The organism is Streptomyces spongiae, from assembly GCF_009377185.1.
In the GTDB taxonomy this organism is placed as follows: domain Bacteria; phylum Actinomycetota; class Actinomycetes; order Streptomycetales; family Streptomycetaceae; genus Streptomyces; species Streptomyces spongiae.
On sequence record NZ_VJZC01000004.1, the window covers coordinates 54,175 to 70,416 of the forward strand.

Genomic DNA, 16,242 nt, shown 5'->3' on the forward strand with positions numbered 1-16,242 from the left:
TGGCCGAGACCGAGCCAGGCTTGTTCACCCAGCCCCGGCCGTAGCCGACCGACGTCGCCACGACCTGCCCGCTTGTCCCGCACGAAACGAAGAATCGGGCATCAGGTCTCATACCGCCCTCTGAGGAATACGCGACTCCCGACTACGCGAGGGCGCCAGTGCGATACCCCTGAAACGGCTTCAATGCGTGAGCGTCAGCCACTGGGACGCCGCCCCATCGTGGTCATCATGCCGGGGGAGAGTTCGGTGAAGTCGGGGTCGCTGAAGGAGGCCAGGGCGTCGGCCAGTACCGAGGAGTCAAGGTCGGAATGAGTGAGTAGCCGATCGTGCAGCTGGCCCCAGGTCAGCCGCCAGAAGCGCGCTGCCGACGAACGGTGGTCGGCGGAGGGCAGGAAGACTTCGGTGCGGACATCGCACAGGCCCTCCTTCCGAAGCAGACTCGGAGTGGTGGGGACCCAGGAGATGTCCGTGCCGATGGTGGAGCGCAGTACGTCCCACATGGCAGACATCACGCGCCGGTAGGGCGTCGGCTCGATCAGGTCGGTGCTCAGGTCGACGAAGTCCGAGAGCACCAACCAGCCTCCGGGGGCCACCAGGGAGGCCAGTCCACTCATCATCTCGGGCCATGTCCGTTGATGCATGAGCACGAACCGGGCATGAACCAGGTCAAAGGTCCCGAGTGCGGAAAGTGAATCTCGGTCTGTGAGATCAACCTTCATGGAGCGCAAGTTGTCGTGGCGAGCGGACAGTTGTTCCAGCAGCCGTACGTCGCGATCCGCCGCGACGACCTCCCCATCGGGGACGTGCGTGGCCAGCCATGCGGCGAGGACGCCTGGTCCGGAGCCGGCATCAAGACAACGCCATGCAGCCTGAGGATCGAGCCTGAGGATCTGGCTTTTGCTGATGTGGTCGTAGGTGCTGCTGAGTGCCGCCAGGCGGGCTGGCTCGTCATCGAGGTCCTGGGTGAAGACCGCGTCGCCATAACGTTCGCGATCGTTGGGAGAATGCGCTGAAAACGTCTCGGGCTCGCTCACACCCTTCATGGTAGGAAGTGCAGGTGACTCGAGAGCAGGGGAAAATGCCTCTGATTTACGAGACAAACAGGACGGGTGGGGCGTTCGCGTGTCGCTGCGGGTGCGCCGGGGTTCCACGGCGCCCGGACGTCGTGCGGGTCTGTCCTTCTCTCGTCGGCCTGGTGGGCGAAGCCTGCTCGTCTGCACATCTGGCGCGCGATCCGCCTCGTCTTCGTGGTGACACCGTCGGGGGCGTTGATGTACAGAAGCGTGGGCGCGGCGATCACGGCGTCGCTGTCCCGTTCCAGGCTGCCGGGCAGCCCGTTCAGGTCAAGACGCACTACTGTCCCGGCGGCCCCGCTTGCGGGGAGAGGGGTACCGCAACTACTGTCCCTCGACGGTAAGCGCTTTCTTTCTCTGATGCCCCCGGAGCCTGCCGCCATGTCCGTCACCTATCTGCGCTGGGGCACGGACGAACTGTCCCTGCTCCTCTCGTACGCCCCCGCAGGCCCCGTAAGACTGTTGGCGGCGGGCAGCCCCGACGAACTGCCCGACCCCGCACGCGAACCGGAGCTGTGTGCCCGGCTCGCGCACCGGGCCCTGCCCCTGGTCGAGATCCAGCTCGCGGGCAGCGGACGTATCGGCACCTCGGGCAAGCGCCATGTGGACGGCGCCGCCGCACGCGCGCTGCGCTACGCCGGCCACGAGGAGGACCGGAAGCGGATGGGCGACGAGGACCTGCGGACCCTACGGGTACGCATGGCCGACGAGAGCACCGGTCTGCGGGTCACCGTCTCCTGCGGAATCCGCGAGGGGCTGCCGGTCCTGAGCACCGAGGCGCACGTGGAGAACGACGGTGAGGGCCCGCTCACGCTGGAGTACGTGTCCTCCTTCGCCCTCTCCAACCTGGCCCGCCACCTCGCCGAGGACCGGCGCTGGGAGGACGGCCTCTCCCTGTGGCTGGCCGCCAACCCCTGGAGCGGCGAGTTCCGCTGGTCCCGGGCCACCCTGGCCGAGCGCGGCATGTACGACGTGGGCATGGTGCCGTTCGGCCAAACCGGCTCCAAGAACCGCGTCGCCGTCACCAGCACCGGCTCCTGGTCCTCCTCCGAGTACCTGCCGATGGGCTGCCTGGAGGAGACGGCCACCGGCCGCGCCCTGTTGTGGCAGATCGAGCACAACGGCTCCTGGCACGCCGAGGTCGCCGACCGCTTCGGCGATGTGTACATCGCCCTGTCCGGCCCCACCGACCGCGAGCACCAGTGGCGCCGCAGGCTCGCGCCGGGCGAGTCCTTCCGTACCGTCCCGGTCGCCGTGGCGTTCGTCGAGGAGGGCGGGTTCGAGGCCGCGATCACCGAGATGACCCGCCACCGCCGGGCGACCCGGCGGCCCCATCCCGACCTCAAGGGTCTGCCGGTCGTCTTCAACGACTTCATGAACAGCCTCATGGGCGAGCCGAGTACCGAGGCCCTGCTGCCGCTGGTCGACGCGGCGGCAGCGGCGGGCGCCGAGTACTTCTGCATCGACGCCGGCTGGTTCGACGACGAACCGCCCGGTGTCGTCGGCCCCGGCGGGGTGCCCGGCTGGTGGGACGCACCGGGGGAGTGGGAGGAGTCGGCCCGACGGTTCCCCGGCGGACTGAAGGAAGTACTCGGCCACATCCGCGGGGCCGGCATGGTTCCCGGGCTCTGGCTCGAACCGGAGGTCGTCGGGGTGCGCGGCCCCGTCGCCGCCGCCCTGCCCGACGAGGCGTTCTTCCGCAGGGACGGCGTACGGCTTACGGAGTGGGGCCGTCACCAGCTCGATCTGCGCCACCCGGCCGCACGCGCCCACCTCGACGCCGTGGTGGACCGGCTGGTGCGCGAGTACGAGGTCGGCTACCTCAAGCTCGACTACAACATCGACATCGGCCCCGGCACGGACGGCCCCGTTACCGGAACGGGCGACGGACCGGGGGAGGGCCTCCTCGGGCACAACAGGGCCTACCTCGACTGGCTCGACGGCGTCCTCGACCGGCACCCCGGCCTGGTCCTGGAGAGCTGCGCGGCCGGCGGCAGCCGTACCGACCACGCCACCCTCTCCCGGCTGCCCATCCACTCGGTCACCGACCAGCAGGACTTCCGCCTGCTGCCCGCCATCGCCGCCGCCGCTCCCACGGCGGTCACCCCGGAGCAGGGCGCGATCTGGGCCTACCCGCTCGCGGAGCACACCGAGGCCGAACTCGGCATGGTCCTGGTGTCGGCGATGCTCGGCCGGGTCCACCTCAGCGGGCGTCCCGACCAGCTGACGCCGGGACAGGCCGTCGTGGTGCGGCGGGCGGTGGAGACGTACAAGACCTACCGCCACCTGCTGCCGAACGCCCGGCCGCACTGGCCGCTGGGCCTTCCCGGCTGGCGCGACGGCTGGCTCGCCCTGGCCCTGAGCACCGACGACGGTACGACCCTGCTGGCCCTGTGGCGCCGCGACGGCGCACCGGAGTCGGTCACCCTCCCGCTGCCCTGGGTGACCGCGACGGACGAGGCACCACGGGTGCTGTTCACGGCCGGTCCCCGGCCGACGTGCGCCTGGGACGGTCAGGGCCGTGTCCTGGGCGCGCGTCTGCCGGCCGAACGGTCCGCGGTGCTCCTCGCCTTCGGCGAGAAGCTCGGCTGACCTGGGGTCCCGAAAAGAGCCGCGGTTCACCGCATGCCGGGGACAGGGCCGGGGTGAACCTCCTGGCTGAACTGACCTACGACAGAGGGTGTTGCACGGTGGCCCGCGAACGTGGCCGATGTTCACCGGGCGGCCGTGTGAGGGACAGACGCCCGGTGGAGCGGTCTGGGGAAGCGTCACGGTGCCTTGTACTGCCACCAGACGGCCATGTACGCCACGGCCAGGGACGAGGCGATGCTCTGCAGTGTGGTGTAGTGACGGCCGCCGAGCCAGTAGTCCACCGCCCGCCCGTCCTGGAGGCGGCTGCGGAGGTAGTTCGACATGGTGGCCCAGTTGTTGGTCAGCGCGACGCCTTGGCTGCCGAGCTGGTAGCCGCCGGTTCCCTCCAAGGATCGAGGCGATCCCGCCGCCGACGTCGTCGAATCGAGCGCCCTCGGCGAATGCCGTGATGAGCGTGGTGATTGACGTGGCATCCTGCTCCAAGGTGCTGTTGGCGTTCTGCAGGCCGTTGATAGCCCCCCGGATGGTTTGGAGGGAGATGTTCAGCGCTTCCCGTGAGAAGTTCCCGGTCCGCGCCAGATAGGTGTAGTCCGCCTGACGCATCCAGGTCGTAGCCACCTGGGCGGCATTCACAGGGTTGTTGGGACCCCCGTTGTTCATGTTGTAGTAGATGTTCTCCGCGTGGTCGTACCACCCGTAGACGTACAGGTTGGCAGTGTTCATCACCAGGGTCAGCTGGGGTGCCCCGGTCGCTGCCTGAAGGTGCACCCCGAAATAGTCGTTGTGGTCGCTCGGGACCTCCGCGATGACCGAGTCGTACAGCGTGCTCGCCCTCACCCGGTTCCGAATGGCGTTGATGCCCGCGATGTACGAGTCCCTGGCTTGTGCCGCAGTGCCGCCGAGGTTGATCGATATGTTGGTGCTGATCGCGTTGGCGGCGACAGTCTGGGCGTGGATCGTCTTGTTGGGGGCGTCCGCCTGCGTTGCCAGGGTTGTTCCGGGCTGCCCGGCAAGCAGTACTGCACCGGCCGCGGTGGCGGCGAGGGTGCAGGTTATTCGCCTGCGTGATGCGAGACGAGATACCCATGGGGTGGTACGAGTTCCTTCGGGCTCCCGCATGAATGCGGGGTTCTTCAACGAATCGGCCATGATTTCTGAGTCTCCTGATTCTCGACACGCGGATCTCTGTGCGCTCGATTCCCGTGGTCATCCGCGCCCCTGCGATCGGGCCGAGCCAAGGGGCCGGGCCCCGCAGCCGTTTTCGGTCGGTGCGCGTCACATCGAGAAGGATCGCCGCGGAGCCACCCGGGCACATGCGTAGTTCGCACGGGGCCGATACCTATTTCGGGCGCCCTCACCGGTAGACCCGGGTAGCGAATTTGGGCAATCAGGATGAAATCCTCGCATCGGCAGGATCGCTGCGATGAGCGCACCTTCGCTCGGTCATGTCGATCGATCTTGTCGGGACCTGCTTGCGCTGTGCACTCCACTCCAACGAAGCGGGTGGCAGCCGCGAACCGCTCTTCGCGCTCCATCGAATGACTGGCCCAGCCGCCAGGAGTCCCTGGCTGTCGGCTACATCTGGCGGGACACCGAACCGCTGCGCCTGCGGCACCACTGGAAATCGACCGTGCTCCTCGCCGCCGGGTTCTCGATCCTGTTGATCCTCTTCGGTGACGCCCGGGTCACGCCCTGGGTCACCAGCGCCTCGGCGGAGGACGGCGACCGGATCACGCAGAACATCGGCGGAACGGTCGATCTGTACGACACCTCACAAATGCACTCCGTCCAACTGGAGTTCGGCGAGGACGGCTATCAGGACATGATCGACATGTACAGGGAGGACAACGGGAAGGAGTACATCAAGGCCGATCTGACCATCGACGGGACGTTCATCGACAGCGTCGGTATCCGTCTGAAGGGGAACTCCACCCTGCGCTCGCTCGCCGGTGACGGCTCCGGCGGCGGGGCGGCGGCGGTATGGGTGGCGGTATGGCGGGCGAAGGCCTGCTGAGCGTCAGCCTCTCGGCCGACAAGCCGCAGGAGCTGCCGTGGCTCATCAAGATCGACGAGTATGTCGAGGGCCGCGCCTACCAGGGCCACCAGCAGTTCTCCCTGCGTCCCGGCAGCGACGAGAACCTCCCCCTGAACGAGGCCGTCTCGCTCGAACTCCTGGACTCCTCCGACCAGAACGGCCTGCGCTACGGCGTCAGCACCGTCACGGTCAACAACGGTGAGGCGGCCACCCGGCTCTTCATGGAGAACCCGGACAAGGGCTACGTCCAGCACACGCTCGGCGACAACGGCGTGCTCTACAAGTCCTACGCCTCAAGCAGCTTCGCCTACGAGGGCGATGACCCGACCGCGTACGAAGACAGCTTCAAACAGGTGACCAAGAAAAGGAGTCAGAACCTCCAGCCGGTCATCGACCTCATCAAGTGGGTGGAGACCGCCTCGGACGAGGAGTTCGCCGAAGACCTCGAGGAGCACCTCGACGTCGAGTCCTTCGCCAAGTACGCGGCCACCCAGAACCTGCTCCTGAACTTCGACGACATGAGCGGACCGGGCCGCAACTACTACCTGTGGTACGACCTGGACACGAAGAAGTTCACGGTCCTGGGCTGGGACTTCAACGCGACCTTCAGCGGAAGCACCGACGCCGGCCCGGAGGACGAGATCAGCATGGGCGGCATGGGGGGCGCCGACGGCATGGAGATGCCCGAGGGCGGCTCCCCGGCGGAGGCGAAGGCCAAGGCGGCCAGGGCGGAGGCGCCGCGGGGATGATGTCCGGTCACCCCGCTCAAGGACCGTTTCCTGGAGCTGGACACCTTCGACGAGGTCTACGAGCAGGCGTACGCCGATCTGTACCAGGCGTTCTTCGGGTCCGGCACGGCGCTCGACGCCCTGGCCGACCTTGCGGAGACCGCCGAGTCCGTCGGCACGGACGTCACCGACAAGGCGGAGCAACTGGGCTCCACCATCGAAGCGCGCACCAAGGCCCTGGCCGACCACGAGGTGATCACCAGCAACAGCTGATCACACGGCAGTACGACTCCCGCCCCTGGGGCCCGGCTCGACGGAGCCGGGCCCCAGGCATCGTCAGGCGTGCCTGTTCTCCGGGCGGGTTCGGGCCGCCCAGGCGATCCCACCCAGCAGATGGGCCATGAAGTCGGGGTCGCGGTAGGCCTCGGAGGCGTGTCCGAGCGCGGTGTAGAAGACGCGGCCCTCGCCTTCGTCGCGGCACCACGCCAGGGGGTGGTCGTCGCCCATCCCGCCGCCTTCGTACGACGACTCGTCGGCGCGGACGAGGACGCGGACCCGTTCGCGGGGGTTGCTGCGGAAGTCGTACCACTCGTCGGTGAAGTCCCAGACGGTGGGCAGGTGTTGCGTGGCGGGGTGGTCAGGGTCCTCGACCACCACCTTGCCGGGCTGGTGGACGGGGTGGCGGTCGAAGCGGGCGCCCAGCAGGCCGCCGTAGTACGGCCAGTCGTACTCCGTGCAGGCCGCGGCGTGCACGCCGACGAAGCCGCCACCGGAGCCGACGTACTCGGCGAGACGCTCACGGCCGGCGGGGGTGAGCACCTCGCCGCTGGTGGACAGGAACACCACCGCCGCGTATCCCTCCAGCGGGGCCTCCAGGGCCGCCGGGTCCTCGCTGTGTTCGACCATGAGACCGTCCAGGGCCTGCAAGGCGGTGACCGCGTCCGGGATGGAGTCGTGGCGGTAGCCGGTGGTACGGGTGTACACGAGCAGGCGGATGGTCATACCGCCGAGTTTAGGGCCAGGCCTCCGCATGTCCTGAGGGCTCCCGAGGCGGCATCTCGCATGTCGACGATCCGTGTCCCGGGTCGGCTGACCTCGGCAGGGGTTCCTGCGCGAGCAGGCTAGCCTGACAAGTGAGTGATGTGGATCACCCTGTCTGTGATGGTTCTCCAAGTGAAAATTCCTTCACTATGGCGCCGGTCTCCCCTGGAGCGCCCGCCTCCAGATCCTGGCCCCGCGTCGGCCCGAACCAAGGAGTGGCCATGACCTCCGCCCCACTGCTCTTCCTGCACGGCTATTGGCACGGTGCTTGGTGCTGGAGTGAGGTCATCGCCAGGGTGACGGCGGCCGGTCGGCAAGCAGCCGCGGTCGACATGGCGGGGCATGGGCTGAACGCCCGTCGGCCGGAGTGTCTCTCCCGGCGCCCCTTCGATCCTGACGCGGTCGCCACGGAGGTCTCTCCGGTGGCGAGTGTCGGCTTGGACGAAGCGGCTGAGCTTCTCGTCTCGCAGATCAGGCAGGTCGGCCGCGGAGGCCCGGTCACCGTGGTGGCCCACAGCATGAGCGGCACCGTACTGACACGAGCGGCCCAGCAGGCACCGGAGCTGGTCGGACACATGGTGTACCTGACGGCGTTCATGCCGGCCTCGGACGTCCCGGCTCTCGCGTACATCCAGTCGGCCGAGAACGAGGGCGAGCTCGTGATGCCGTCGCTGCGTGCCGACCCCGCTGTGATCGGCGCGCTGCGCTTCGATCTCGCGTCGGAGGACGCCGCCTACCGGCAGCAGTTGCGCCAGGCGCTATTCGGCGACGTGGATCCGGTCGTCGCCGACGCCGCACTCGGTCTGCTGTCGCCCGATGCCCCGGCCGGAATCGCGCTGGGTGCCACCACCCTGACCCGGAGTGGCTGGGGATCGATTCCGCGTACATATGTCACCTGCGCGCAGGACATGGCCGTACGCCCGGCGGTGCAGCGCCGGCTCATCGCGGAAGCCGACGCCGCCTTCCCGGACAACCCCACCTCCGTGGTGGCGCTGAACGCATCCCACTCACCGTTCCTGTCGGTGCCGGACCAGGTCGCGGACATCGTCACGAAGCTGGGCTGACAGCAGGCGTGGCGGCGACGGACACGCCCTGTCGACGCGGTCCGCGCCGACAGCGGTTCACCACCAAGGGGATGTCAGAGCTGGGCGTCCGGAATGTGTACGACCATGCCGGACATGTCGTCGGTCACCGGGATCTGGCAGGTGAGGCGGCTGTTGTGGGCGCGTGCTGCCGGGACCCCGTCGAGAATCATGTCCTCGTTGCCGTCGGCGGGGGGCAGGGACGGCAGGAACTTCTCGTCGACGTAGGCGTGACAGGTCCCGCAGGAGGCGCAGCCGCCGCAGTCGCCGATGATGCCGGGTACGAGGTGGTCGAGGGCCGCCTGCTTGAGGCTCTGGCCCACGGCGGCGTCCACGGTGTGGGCCGTCCCGTCGGCCTCGACGAACCGGATCAGTGGCATGTCAGATGGTCCTTTCGGCGATGCGCTGCTGTCGCTTCATCAGGTCGGAGAGAGGGATGTCCTCGGATGCCGCTTCGGCCGGGGTCATGGCGGCCCGGGCCGTGACGAGTTGCCTGCCGGCCGTGAACTCCCTCGGCCGGTTGACCGCGTGCAGAGCAGTGAGTGTGCCGTCACGCAGATACACCACGCTGAACGAGCCCGACGACGCATCGCCCCGTACGACCGCTGTGTCACCGGCCTGGGGAACGCCCGCCATCTGGAGCTTGTGGTCGTACTGATCGGACCAGAACCAGGGGGCCGCGAAGCGTTCGGTCGGCTTCCCGCACAGGGTACGGGCGGCGATTCTGGCCTGGTCGGTGGCGTTCTGGACGGACTCGAGCCGTACCAGGCGGCCGAGGAAACCGTTCCACTGCCGTGTGCAGTCGCCCGCTGCGACGATGTCGGGGTCGTCGGTGCCGGCCAGGGAGCCGACGAGCACGCCGTCGTCGACGGCCAGTCCGGCGTCGGCGGCGAGCGCGTCGTTCGGGGCGATGCCCACGCCGGTCAGGACGAGGTCCGCCCCGACCTCGGTGTCGTCGGAGAGTTCCGCGAGAACGCCGCCGCCGCGGCGGGCGAGACGGCGGACGGACACACCGGTGCGCAGGTCGACCCCCCGCGCCCGGTGCTCCCGTTCGACGAACCCGGAGACGGCCGGTGGGCAGGCCCGGGTCAGGACGCGTGGCTGGGCCTCCACCAGGGTCACCGCGATCCCCAGGCCGGTTGCGGCGGCTGCCACCTCAAGGCCGACGAAGCCACCTCCGACGATGAGGATCCGGCCTCCGTGGCGCAGTCGCTCCCGCAGCGCCAGCGCGTCGTCGAGGGTGTGCAGGGCCCGGCCCGCGATGTCGTCCGGGCCGAACCGGAGGTCGCGGGGCCTGCCACCGGTGGTGAGAGCCAGTTTGTCGTAGCGCAGCCGCCGCCCGTCGGCCAGGACGACCGACCCCGTCGAACGGTCGATCCCGATCGCCGAGGTGTCGAGTTCGCACTCGATGCCGGCCTTGGCGTAGGCCTCGGGGGCCCGGGCGCGCAGGGTCTCCTGACCGACCTTGCCGAGCAGGAACGCCTTGGACAACGGCGGGCGCTGGTAGGGCAGATGGGGCTCGGCGCCGACGAGGACGATCCGGTCGTCGAAGCCGGTCTGCCGGAGGGCCACCGCCAGCTCCGATCCCGCCTGGCCCGCTCCCACGACGACGACGGTTCTCACCGGCTCACCCGTCGGACGGTGACCGGCAGTTCCGTCAGATGCCGCATCAACGAGTTGGGTACCCAGGCGTGTTCGTGGTCCACCAGCGCCACATCGAGGTCGGGTGCGGTCAGCGTGGTCAGAGCGATCTCGGTGAGCATGCGGGCGGCGTTCCGCCCCGGACACAGATGGGCTCCGCCGCCGAAGGTGGTGCCGTGCTGGACGGGGCGGTCCAGATGGTAGTCGTCGGGGTCGGTGAAGACCTCGGGATCGCGGTTCGCCGCGGCCCAGACCATGACCACCGGTGTGCCGGCGGGGATGAACACCCCTTCGTACTCGATGTCCTGCAGTGCCAGCCGCTGCGAGACCATCAAGGGCGATTCCAGTCGCGTGCCCTCGTGGAACGCGTTTGTCACCAGGCTCGGCTCCGCGCGGACCCGGGCATGGGCGGCGCTGTTGCCGAGCAGCCGGAAGAAGACGTTCACGAGGGCCACCGCGACCGTGTGGAAGCCGTCGAAGAAGTTCGCCGCCACGAACGTGCCGATGTCCTCCGGCTTGCCCTCGATGTCGAGCTTGGCGAGGTCGGCCGCCATCGCGTGGAGGAGTTCGTTGTCCCCCTTGGCCCATGCCCGCCGAACGGCTTCCCCCACCACGTCCATATAGGTGTCAACGCCGGAGAACATCTGCTCCGACTGCTCGGGCGAGCGGGTGAGAAGGAAGGTCAGGTTCATCTCTTCCATGAGCGCCTGGACGTGCGTGGCCTCGTCTCTGGTCATGCCCAGTTGACCGGCCCAGAACCGGGTGGCGTACCGGCCGGCGAACTCGTGGACGAAGTCGATCTGTTGGCGTTCCAGGGCCTCCTCGACGAGTTCCTGGGCGAGCCGTTCGGCGAGGGGGGCGAACGGCAGAATGTTCCGGGGCATCAACTGCCGGGCGAGTATGTTGCGGTTGGGCTGGTGCAGCGGCGGGTTCGAGGTGAACACCTGGTTGCGCAGGAACCGGTCGAATCCGGCGGTCTGCTCGGGTTCGGGTTTGGTGACGGGACCGGAACCGAGATCCATCTCCGTCGCCATCCAGAAGAGAATCTCCGCGGGCATGTTGCCCACCTGGGGATTGGCCGCCAGCGCCCTGGCGTCCCTGTTGCGCAGGACGACGAGACTGTTCTCCGGCCCCCGGAGCAGACTGGTCCGTGCCCTGTGCCGCAACTCGCGGGCCGCCTCGACGAAGTCGCGCGAGAACTCGTCGAAGGTGAACAGATCCTCCAGCGCGGGCAGTTCGGTCACCGGCGTCGGCGGTACGGAGTGCATGGAGATCAACACCTTTCGTTCGGAAAACTTGGGTGACGGGTCTGCTCGGTACGGGATCTATAGGCGGAAAATCTCGATACGGCCGCCGTTCAGCGCGGCCGCTCGGACGGGGTCGTCGGTCGGCACGGTCGCCGCGTAGAGCGTGCGTCCGTCATCACCGGCGACCAGACAGCTCAGGGAGTTCTGGCTCGTCCCGACCCGGTCGAGGACCCGGCCTCCCTCGGCCACCCGGACGCATTCGCCGCGCAGGGCGTTCGCGACCCAGACCGTTTCGCGGTCACTGTCCCAGGCGATGTCGTCCGGGGCGATCGGCGAGGCGGAACGCCGTGCGACGAAAGGCCGGTCGAGGAGCGCCGAGAGGGCGCGGGTGACGCGGCCGAGGAGTCCGGGTGGTTCACCGCGTGCCACAACCATGCCGGGACCAACGGCGCCCACGGCCGTGGCGGGCCCAGGGTTCCGTCGCGCTCGACGGAGAGGGAGACGAGCCGCATTCCCAGGGTCTCCGCCGCGATCATGGTGGTGCCGTCGGGTGTCAGCAGACAGCCGTTCGGGAAGAGCAGGGGCTCGGTGACCCCGAGCAGTGTCCCGTCCGGCGCGAGGCAGGCGAGGGGGGCCTTGCGAGGGCCGGGTGGCGCGTAGAGCTGGGCGTTCGGCCGCTCGCGTACGAACGCGTAGTAGTCGAAGCCGAAGTTGCCGACGTAGGCCCGGCCTTGAGGGGCGACGAGCATGTCGTTGACGGGGCCGCCCACGAGGTGGCGCAGGTCCGCGTGCTCGACGAATTCGCCGTTCGCTTCCTGCCGGTGGACGATGCCTCCGTCCATGGAGGCGACGAGCATGCGCCCGTCGGGGAGCCAGCCGAGCCCGCCGGCCCGGCCCGGAACCTTGACGACCGTCTCCGCCTGCCCGGTGCCGTCCCAGCGGTGCACCGTGCCGTGCGCGAGGTCGGAGAACCACAGGGCCCCCTCGTGCCAGCGCAGTGTCTCCGGAACGCCGAGGCCGCTCAACGCGACCGATGTTGTCCGCTTCATGGCCGTCGCTCCTCGCTGGCTGCCCGAGTCGGTATCCCTGCCGACCGCAAGAGTTGGACGATTGTTCAAGACGATTGACCAGTACGAGTGACCGTCTCATCCCCGGTGAATCTCAGTCAACGCTCCGGAGGAGTTTTCCGGGCGCGCTGCTCCCTCCCGGGCAGGGCCGCAACGTCCGCAGTCGTGGTCGCCCGCAAACTCACCGAACGCGAGCGCCCGCACGCCTACCCGCGCCCCGCCTCACCGTCGCTGCCGTCACACAGCGCTGCGCGCGGTCCACTGACAGTGGACCGCGCGCAGCGACTTCGCCCTGCGGAATGTCAGCGGCGCGCCGACGCCGCCAGCATCGGAAGCGAGATGATGTCGGCGAGGGCCTGCTGGCCGGCGATGTTCGCGTGGACCCCGTCCCCGGTGTCGTAGGGCGGGTGGATGCTGTTCGGCTTCACCGGGTCCTTCAGCGCCTGGTCGAAGGGGAGAACGCCGTCGCAGGTGCCGCCGCAGTCGTTCCACTTGGACACGAACGTATTGACGGCGTGCCGGGCACGGTTGTGCTGGTCGGTGTAGCCCGGACGGGGTGTGATGGGCGTGACGTACACCTTGATCCCCGCGGCGTGCAGGCGCCGGAAGACCTCGCGGTAGCTCGCCAGGACCATCTCGGCATCGCAGCCGGCCCCGAGGTCGTTGGTCCCGTAGTAGTAGAGGACGCCGGTGACCCCGTGCAGCGACAGCACGTCCCGGTCCAGTCGGGCCAGCGCGTCCAGGCCCTTGTACGGTTCGCCGATGTACGGGCACGTCGCGGCGCTGGTGGTGCCGCCGATGCCCGCGTTGGCCACGGCGAACTGCCGTGTCGGCGGGAGTTCCGCGGTGATCCGCCGGGCGAGGTTGTCCGCCCACCGGAGGTTGGCGCCCGGCCGGGTGCAGTCCTGACCGCAGTTCGTGGACCCGGCCCCGTCCACCACCGAGCTGCCGAACGCGACCAGGCTGCCCCGCAGTCGGGGGTTGCGGACGTCGACGGCACTGACCAGGTAGGTGGAGCCGGTCGTCCGGGTGTACGCGGCGCCGCTCGTGTCGGCCGTGTGGTCGCCGGCGCCGGGAGGGGTCAGGTAGTTGGTGCGGAAGGCGCTTCCGTGCTGGCCCGGAGTCACCGTGCCGGAGACGGAGAGCGACACCGCGACGTCGTCCTCGGCCGTGGTCCGGAGCCGGGTGGGGTCACTCCACACCTCGCCGCCGGCCGGGACGACCACCTCGCGGCGGCCGTCGAACGTGACGGGACGCGGGCTGCCTTCGGTCGTGGCGTCCTTGCCGGTGCTGTGGGCCACCGTCGCCGCGTCGATGGTCAGGGGTGTCTCGCCGAAGGTGTTCTGGATACGTATCCGGAGCGCGTCACCTCCCTGGCTGAGGTGGCTGATCATGCGCACGGACTGATCACGCAGCGGGGCGGAGGCGAGGTTCTGCTGGGAGTTGGCCCAGGACGTGAACCAGGCGTTCGGTCTCGGGTGTCCGGACGTCCCGGCGTCGGCGGGGGCGACCGCCGTCGTCGCGGACGCGGTGAGGACCGACGAGGTCAGTGCGAGGGCCAGAGTGGCTGCGACGCGGCCGGTCAGGGGAACTCGGGCCGGGCTGAGCAGTCGGGCGAGGAGAGGGTGCATGGGTGCCTGCCTTTCCGACGTGACTGGACAGTGCGGAACGGACGCGAAGTGCTGTGGACCGGTGATCTCCGGGTGCCTTCTACTGGGCCCTGATGTCGTCCACGTACACGACGCCACGGGTCGCCGCGGCGCTTTTGTGGCCGAGGTACAGGTTGAACGCCGTCACCTCGGCGAGATGCGCGGCGTCGAGCACCTCTCCGGCGTGCGCGGTGTCCCACGGGGCGGGCCTGAACTCGCTGAAGGGCGCCGTGAACTCCCGCCCGCTCGTGTCGCCCAGCGGGATCCCGTACTCGAAGTAGGCGCCGTCGGCGACGACTTGGAGTGTCGCCGCGTTCGCGGAACCGTCGCCCCGCAGCCACAGTGCCATGGAGGAGAACGCCGACCAGTCCTCGTCGACCGACCGGCCGATGCCGGTGTACTCGGCGCCGGTGAAGTCGTACGCGTAGGCCAGGCCGTACGTACCCGAGGACTTGTGCTCGGTCGACAGGGTGGTGGTGTTGGAGTTGACGTGGCTGTACGCCTCGCTGAGGGAGACGTCGTCTCCCGCGTATGCCTCGAAGTCGTCGACCCAGCCGGCGGGCAGGGCCGCCACCTTGCCGAGGAGGACCAGGGCCGAGTCGGTGAGGGTCTCGCCGTTCACCTGGGCGCTCACCGTGAGGGTGACCGCGCGGTTGTCCAGCCAGGCCGGGTCGATCGACCAGTTGCCCGAGTAGAAGCCGTCGGCGTCGCGGTGCAGTTGTCTGCGACGCCCGCCGTTCACCGAGTAGGTGACCCTGCTCGCGTGCGAGGGCGTGACCCGCACCCGGACGGTGGTTCGGGAGATCGTCACGCGCTGCCGGTCCGTGGGGGTCACCAGATGCGTGAACGGGGCGTTCCTGACCGCGGTGGCGCGGGTGGAGAACACCCCCTTCAGATCGGCGGCGAAGAGGGTGTACGGGTCCTGGTGGTACCGCACGAAGTCGGGCCGCAGGGCATGTCCCGGATAGGGCACATAGGCCCGATGGGTGCCTCCGAAGTTGGCCCAGGTGAGCATGTATGTCGCCTGCCGGGCCAACGGGTTGGCCTTGATGGCCCGCAGCAGGTCGGTGAACCAGTTCGGATTGCGGCCCTCGGTACCGCTCTCCCCGAACTCGGTGAGGGCCGGCACCTTGCCGCGCTCGTTCGCCAGCCGAACCACCATCGCCAGGTCCTTCACCAGGCCGTCCAGCCAGGCGGCCGAGCCGGCGCTCTGGTCGTAGGAGTCGTAGCCGAGGACGTCGACGAACCGGTCGCCCGGGTAGGTCTTGAGGTAGCCGGTCGGGTCGCCCGCGAAACTCGCGTTGGGGGAGTAGGCGTAGAGCAGGTTGTGGACGCCCTTGGTGTCGCGCAGGTACTCGACGGTGTAGCGGAACAGCTCGATGAACTGTGCCGAGGTGGTGTGACCGGCGCCCCACCAGAACCAGCCCCCGTTGTTCTCGTGGAAGGGACGGAAGATCACCGGGATCGCGGTGCCGTCCGGCCGTCGCGCCCCCTTGACCGCCTTCGCGATCCGGTCGAGGAAGGCGTTGAACTTCGTGTGCCGCGCGCCTCCGGGCAGGATCTGGCCGACCACGTGGCCCGCCGTGTCGTTGAAGTTCCCGTCGGTGACGAAGTTCGGCATGTGGGCGCTGAGGGTGTTGATCCCGCCGCGTGCGTCGCCCTGACGAATGGCCCAGCTGAGTGCGGCGATGTTCTCGGCCTGGGTCCCTTCCGGGTCGCCGGGACGTTCGCCGCCGTCGAGGATGAGGGTGTCCCAGCCGAAGACCGCGGGATGGTCGCCCACCGCGGCCTCGGTGTCGGACGCCCTCCCGTCGGGAGTGGTGAAGGTGAACCCGTGGGTGAGGTCGTGCTGGTGGCCGAAGAGGATGCCCTTGCCCTGCTGTTGTCTCAGGTACGCGAACAGCGCGCGGGTGGCGGGGTTCGCCCTGTCGTCGACGATCCGGACCGGCGTCGGCGCGCCGGAGGGCGCCGGGGAGGGGGTGGCCGCCACGGCCACCGGCAGTGGAGTGCCGGCCGCCATGGCGACGCCGGCACCGATGAGGACGAACGTGCGGCGGTTCAACGGGGAGTTGGGCATGTACGTCTCC

13 protein-coding genes and 1 pseudogene are annotated in these 16,242 nt (G+C 69.0%); 4 read left to right on the plus strand and 10 right to left on the minus strand.

Annotated elements, in window-relative coordinates:
* Nucleotides 1-194: 194 nt before the first annotated feature.
* Complete coding sequence (locus tag FNH08_RS01485; protein WP_194238327.1) at nt 195-1,034, minus strand: class I SAM-dependent methyltransferase; 840 nt, start codon at nt 1,032-1,034, stop codon at nt 195-197.
* Nucleotides 1,035-1,454: 420 nt separating this feature from the next.
* Between FNH08_RS01485 and FNH08_RS01490 the strand changes: the two genes are divergently transcribed.
* Nucleotides 1,455-3,665, plus strand: a complete 2,211-nt coding sequence (locus FNH08_RS01490; RefSeq protein ID WP_152769388.1) for an alpha-galactosidase — start codon at nt 1,455-1,457, stop codon at nt 3,663-3,665.
* 176 nt (nt 3,666-3,841) lie between these two features.
* Here the strand turns inward: FNH08_RS01490 and FNH08_RS01495 are convergent, their stop codons facing one another.
* On the minus strand, nt 3,842-4,054 hold the full coding sequence (locus FNH08_RS01495; protein WP_152769389.1) for a hypothetical protein: 213 nt from the start codon (nt 4,052-4,054) through the stop codon (nt 3,842-3,844).
* Between the two features lie 19 nt (nt 4,055-4,073).
* Nucleotides 4,074-4,814 (minus strand): annotated as a pseudogene (locus FNH08_RS53835) (ribosome-inactivating family protein); the annotation flags it as partial.
* 481 nt (nt 4,815-5,295) lie between these two features.
* Between FNH08_RS53835 and FNH08_RS51450 the strand changes: the two are divergent.
* Together FNH08_RS51450 and FNH08_RS51455 are read left to right on the plus strand one after the other, a co-directional pair.
* Nucleotides 5,296-5,679 carry a hypothetical protein gene (locus tag FNH08_RS51450; protein ID WP_228033797.1) on the plus strand — a complete coding sequence of 128 codons (384 nt, stop codon included), beginning with the start codon at nt 5,296-5,298 and terminating at the stop codon, nt 5,677-5,679.
* Nucleotides 5,658-6,449, plus strand: coding sequence for a CotH kinase family protein (locus FNH08_RS51455; RefSeq protein ID WP_228033798.1), 792 nt, complete (start codon nt 5,658-5,660; stop codon nt 6,447-6,449). The genes FNH08_RS51450 and FNH08_RS51455 overlap by 22 nt, the downstream gene beginning before the upstream one ends.
* A gap of 315 nt (nt 6,450-6,764) precedes the next feature.
* Here FNH08_RS51455 and FNH08_RS01510 read toward each other — a convergent pair whose 3' ends face one another.
* Nucleotides 6,765-7,430 carry a ThuA domain-containing protein gene (locus FNH08_RS01510; RefSeq protein WP_152769390.1) on the minus strand — a complete coding sequence of 222 codons (666 nt, stop codon included), beginning with the start codon at nt 7,428-7,430 and terminating at the stop codon, nt 6,765-6,767.
* Between the two features lie 260 nt (nt 7,431-7,690).
* On the opposite strand from FNH08_RS01510, the gene FNH08_RS01515 reads away from it, so the two are divergent.
* Nucleotides 7,691-8,533, plus strand: coding sequence for an alpha/beta fold hydrolase (locus FNH08_RS01515; RefSeq protein ID WP_152769391.1), 843 nt, complete (start codon nt 7,691-7,693; stop codon nt 8,531-8,533).
* 74 nt (nt 8,534-8,607) lie between these two features.
* Here the strand turns inward: FNH08_RS01515 and FNH08_RS01520 are convergent, their stop codons facing one another.
* The 6 genes from FNH08_RS01520 to FNH08_RS01545 all read right to left on the minus strand — a co-directional run bounded on the left by FNH08_RS01520 (nt 8,608) and on the right by FNH08_RS01545 (nt 16,232).
* Nucleotides 8,608-8,931, minus strand: coding sequence for a 2Fe-2S iron-sulfur cluster-binding protein (locus tag FNH08_RS01520; RefSeq protein ID WP_152769392.1), 324 nt, complete (start codon nt 8,929-8,931; stop codon nt 8,608-8,610).
* A 1-nt stretch (nt 8,932) separates the two neighbouring features.
* Nucleotides 8,933-10,174 carry an NAD(P)/FAD-dependent oxidoreductase gene (locus tag FNH08_RS01525; RefSeq protein WP_322723462.1) on the minus strand — a complete coding sequence of 414 codons (1,242 nt, stop codon included), beginning with the start codon at nt 10,172-10,174 and terminating at the stop codon, nt 8,933-8,935.
* Nucleotides 10,171-11,460, minus strand: coding sequence for a cytochrome P450 (locus FNH08_RS01530; RefSeq protein ID WP_152769393.1), 1,290 nt, complete (start codon nt 11,458-11,460; stop codon nt 10,171-10,173). The genes FNH08_RS01525 and FNH08_RS01530 overlap by 4 nt, the downstream gene beginning before the upstream one ends.
* Nucleotides 11,461-11,633: 173 nt before the next feature.
* Entirely contained in the window at nt 11,634-12,488 is an 855-nt protein-coding gene (locus tag FNH08_RS01535) for an SMP-30/gluconolactonase/LRE family protein (protein ID WP_228033799.1), read from the minus strand.
* Between the two features lie 320 nt (nt 12,489-12,808).
* Nucleotides 12,809-14,137, minus strand: coding sequence for an SGNH/GDSL hydrolase family protein (locus FNH08_RS01540; RefSeq protein ID WP_152769394.1), 1,329 nt, complete (start codon nt 14,135-14,137; stop codon nt 12,809-12,811).
* A 79-nt stretch (nt 14,138-14,216) separates the two neighbouring features.
* The gene (locus FNH08_RS01545; RefSeq protein WP_152769395.1) at nt 14,217-16,232 is read right to left on the minus strand and encodes a glycosyl hydrolase; all 2,016 of its coding nucleotides are present in this window, start codon (nt 16,230-16,232) and stop codon (nt 14,217-14,219) included.
* Nucleotides 16,233-16,242: the final 10 nt, after the last annotated feature.